At 55.5% G+C, this 3,960-nt stretch carries 4 protein-coding genes and 1 pseudogene; 2 read left to right on the forward strand and 3 right to left on the reverse strand.

Annotated elements, in window-relative coordinates; translation table 11 throughout:
• Positions 1-1,157 (forward strand): hypothetical protein (locus C448_RS03960; protein ID WP_004052017.1); only part of this gene is annotated, 1,157 nt, incomplete at its 5' end.
• A gap of 46 nt (positions 1,158-1,203) precedes the next feature.
• Here the strand turns inward: C448_RS03960 and C448_RS15830 are convergent.
• Together C448_RS15830 and C448_RS16645 are read right to left on the reverse strand one after the other, a co-directional pair.
• A pseudogene (locus tag C448_RS15830) lies at positions 1,204-1,347 on the reverse strand (ISH6 family transposase); the annotation flags it as partial.
• Positions 1,348-1,444: 97 nt separating this feature from the next.
• A complete protein-coding gene (locus tag C448_RS16645; RefSeq protein ID WP_049916038.1) occupies positions 1,445-1,669 on the reverse strand; it encodes a MarR family transcriptional regulator in 225 nt (74 codons plus the stop codon).
• Positions 1,670-2,045: 376 nt separating this feature from the next.
• Here C448_RS16645 and C448_RS03970 point away from each other — a divergent pair, with 376 nt between their 5' ends.
• Complete coding sequence (locus C448_RS03970) at positions 2,046-2,363, forward strand: hypothetical protein (RefSeq protein ID WP_004052019.1); 318 nt, start codon at positions 2,046-2,048, stop codon at positions 2,361-2,363.
• 298 nt (positions 2,364-2,661) lie between these two features.
• Here C448_RS03970 and C448_RS03975 read toward each other — a convergent pair whose 3' ends face one another.
• Complete coding sequence (locus C448_RS03975; RefSeq protein WP_004052020.1) at positions 2,662-3,852, reverse strand: ISH3 family transposase; 1,191 nt, start codon at positions 3,850-3,852, stop codon at positions 2,662-2,664.
• Between the last annotated feature and the right edge of the window lie 108 nt (positions 3,853-3,960).

Here is a 3,960-nt window from a genome sequence, read left to right on the forward strand (position 1 = left end):
GCACCGATCCCCGCACAGCCGTTACGACCGCCGGCGAGCACGAATTCGACCTCCACTACGTCGAAGATACAGCCGCTGACCACGACGAACCGAGCTATCTTCGGCCCGTCGAAGACGTCATCGACTTCGACGGGCAGAATCGCTATCAACAGGACATCGCGGCCAAGAGCGTCGATCTCGCTACCTCTCTCAGCTATCGAGATGCCGCCGATCACGGCGACGGCTTCGTCTCGATGCCGTCGCCAGACACCATCAACCGCCGTGCCAAAGAATACGGCAGCAAGCTCAAGCAGTTCCTTCCTGACTGTGTTGCCGGAACGGACGCTGACGCGATTATNACCATCAACCGCCGTGCCAAAGAATACGGCAGCAAGCTCAAGCAGTTCCTTCCTGACTGTGTTGCCGGAACGGACGCTGACGCGATTATCGCCGACGGAACGAAGTGTCACAGCCAAGACGAAGATCGATCGTACCACTCCGTTCAAGCAACGCTCGGCGAGGATACTGCTGAGGACTCACGGTCCCTGCTGGATCTGTCGATCAATGCTGACTGGGACGAGACAGCGGCCGCTCTCGATGACATCGGCGCAGTCACTGACGACGCTACGGTCGTCAGTGACGCTGATGACAGTATCGTCACGGCATTTACCGACGAAACACGCGAGCATCAGCTTGATCTCGTCCACGTTGGCCGGACGCTGGGCTACAATCTCTGGGATGACGGCGTGTTCTCCTTGGAGCGGCGAACCGAGATCGTCACAGAAGTGATCGACGAGGTGTTCCATCTGAAGAACTCGGTTGCCAAGCACCGTCCCGAGGAAGAGTTCGCGGCGATCCGCGAACGGATCGCGCGAACAACCGAGCGTATTGAGAAGACAGCGTGGCAACTCTCGCAGTTCGGTTCGAGGAAGGCTGCGGGGTATCTCCGGCGGTGGTTGCCGTCGATAGTGNGAGCGATGGGAGAGGTGGCGAACCGATGCAAGAACCAATGGATGCGCTGGACAGAGGCCGGGTTAGAGGCATTGCTTCAACTCAGACTCGTGAAGTACGCCAATCCAGGTCACTACCGGACGTTCTTCGACGAACTTCTCAGTCGATCAACCAAAACAACCATGAGCTGTGACCTCTCAGTGGAGGCTACCAGAGGCAAAGTCTAGAGGACTTTGCGACACCACCAGTTAATTGGTCGCGTCGGAAAACCGTTCAGAGTTCACCTCCGTTCGTTGTGACCGACACGCTACATCGTATCTTTCCGTGAGTTGACCGCTGGAGGAACTCATCGAAGAACTCGCGGTAGTATTCGGGATTGGCGTATTTCGTGAGGGACAACTGCAACAGCGTATCTATTTCGATACCGGTGTGTTTATCCTCAATCACGGTAGAGCGTTCCCCTGTTAGTGGAGAGTGGCTCATTGTAACAGCCGGTTGTGGGGTTTATCGGAAATTAAATTGTTTTATAGATTTTCTGACGAGCATCAGCAAAATAAATGCTCTCAGAGACTTCCCCAATCTCTTCCAGCTGAGTGAGCGCATACCGAACTGTCCGTAGTGGAAGCAGCGTTTCCTCACCAATTTGCTTCTGTGTGAGTGGCTCCTCATGTTCAAGAACTATGAAAACGAGCTTCGCGCTTGGCGGGAGATCGAGAAGTTTCTGATCAGCACTCATCATCCCAATAACGATCCTAGAGCCGATAAACCAGTTGATAAGCATGAACAGTATCGCGCCTACCGACCGTACCGCTCACACAAACGCTGTCATGTGTAATGGTAGCATGGATATGCACGTAACCGCCGTAGCAGCTCTCAGCAACTTTCACTCCTATCTCGGCATCGAAGAATTCACATAAACCGTTACACGATTCGTCTATTTGTTTGACGAGCATTGTTTAGATTGGACATTTTCGTTTGTCTTTGAACTTTTTCGCTTGTCAAGTTCAAGATTTTAAGGTACTTGTCGAGAATGCTGGTGGATCTCCTCCGAGATGATGGAAATTATCGCTACATTGGAATTTATTAACCCGCTAGGGGCTCAACGAGGGAACGCCATGGGAGACCTGAACGTCGCACACGAGTATTTCACCTGGCGCCTCGTCCAGGAGGTCGCCGAGGAGAACAGCTATTTCGAAGCAGAGGGCGTCGATCCCGACCTGTCGTACTTCGCGCCGGGAACACAGGACTTCGACGACGGCGACAACGCGCTCGAGTCCGACTGGTGGGATGATCTCGACGAACAGGGCGGGACGCACGGCGTCTGCGAGTGGAACGCCGTCGACGCGGCCGCGGAGACCGACCGCGAAATCATCGGCTCCTACAGCGAGTGGGACCGCGTTATCTTCGCGCGGGCTGACTCCGACATTCGCTAGTTGTCCACTCTATCGATAACGGTGGCAGCAAAAGCCCGGTTCCACACCGGAGTGACGTCGAAAACGAGGCGAAGAATCCTACNTCGCTAGTTGTCCACTCTATCGATAACGGTGGCAGCAAAAGCCCGGTTCCACACCGGAGTGACGTCGAAAACGAGGCGAAGAATCCTACGAACGCTGCGGAGGAGCCAGCAAATATCGGATCACATACGTATCCCTTCCGTAGCTGCCACTGAGATCACTCCCAGAACAGAGCTGTCGCTCCTCGCCAGCCTCGCTTCGGGTGAAGCGAGGCGGCTCAACCCAGTCCGTGCTCGTGTCCTGCTGGCAGTCCCTCTCCGTTCGTCCGATGCTTCGTCTTCCAGCCGAGTTCATCGTCCAACACCTCTTCAATCCCATGGAGAAATGCATCACCGAACGTGAAGTCTGTCGGGAGTGCTCGCCCGCCACGCCGTGGTCGGGCGAGCACCGCCCACTGCAACACGATCCACAACTGCTCCAACAGGAAGCCAACACCCACGTAGAACAGCCGAATTGTCGTAGACGGCGTCGTTGTCAGTGCCCGCGCTTCCCGGAATTTCTCGTAGCTCTTCTCGATCCGTGACCGGTTGTTATAGATCCGCGCCACTTGCGTCGGCGTGCGGTCTTCCAGACCGTACGCCGCGTATCCCGTCTGTTTGAGGCCTGACTTCCCACGATCACCGTTTTGGTATGTGACGTTCACTGCCAGTGGATACGTCTGTTCATACGGTTTTCCTTCACAAATCGTCTCTTCGGTCATGTACGATTTGTCCGTCGTCAGCTTCTCTTCCAGCGAGTCTTTCCCAGTCTTCACCGGAAAGACCGGCGGTGCTGCCTCACGAAGCACACCAATCAACTCGCCAGCAAAGGCTGCTCTGTCGATGAGAGTCCGCTCAATCTCGAAGGGATATGTCTCGACGCGGGCGAGCAGGCGCTCGACCGCGTCGGCCTTGTCATCATCGCCGTCAACTGGTTCGACTGCCAGCGTCAGCGGCTTCCCTTGCGCAAGGACGAACACTGTGCAGTAGCGATGACACTTTGTGGTGCCATCACGGGCTTGCATCCGGCGGAACTCGTCTTCATCTTCCGGGTGACCATGGAACGGGTTGTCCATGAAGTCGATGCAGATGGTTCTCGACCCGCCGCGGTCGAGAACCGTCATCGCCACCAACGCGAGGATATCGTTGACAGCATCGAGCATCGGCTCGTTCTCCAGCGTGTGCAGCCAATCCATCACCGTCTCCCGATTTGGTGTGTCCTCGGTGTTCGTCGTGACGCCGTTGACCGATGTCGTGTCAACAGCAGCCCGTAGCACGACTTCCATGATTTCCTCGGAATCGAGGCCAGAGCCCTCGATTCCTTCCAACGGTATCAGCTCAAGCAATTCCATGCTAAGAGACTTCAACTGACCGTTCGAAATGAACTCGTCCGGATCTGTGAGGATGCGCTTGAGCTTTGGGAGCTTCATCACACAGAAATCTGGACAGCGGCTGAATCAGGCGACTGATTCAGTCGCATCATTCTGGCCACTACATGACAGCAACTGAGCTGTTGGGCCAGAGTGGACAACTAGCGA

Source organism: Halococcus morrhuae DSM 1307, assembly GCF_000336695.1.
Taxonomy (GTDB): domain Archaea; phylum Halobacteriota; class Halobacteria; order Halobacteriales; family Halococcaceae; genus Halococcus; species Halococcus morrhuae.

What these genes read in the sequence shown, in the direction of transcription:
- C448_RS16645 (WP_049916038.1), bottom strand. Translation starts at nt 1,669, where the DNA reads ATGATGAGTGCTGATCAGAAACTTCTCGATCTCCCGCCAAGCGCGAAG.
- C448_RS03970 (WP_004052019.1), top strand. Translation starts at nt 2,046, where the DNA reads ATGGGAGACCTGAACGTCGCACACGAGTATTTCACCTGGCGCCTCGTC.
- C448_RS03975 (WP_004052020.1), bottom strand. Translation starts at nt 3,852, where the DNA reads ATGAAGCTCCCAAAGCTCAAGCGCATCCTCACAGATCCGGACGAGTTC.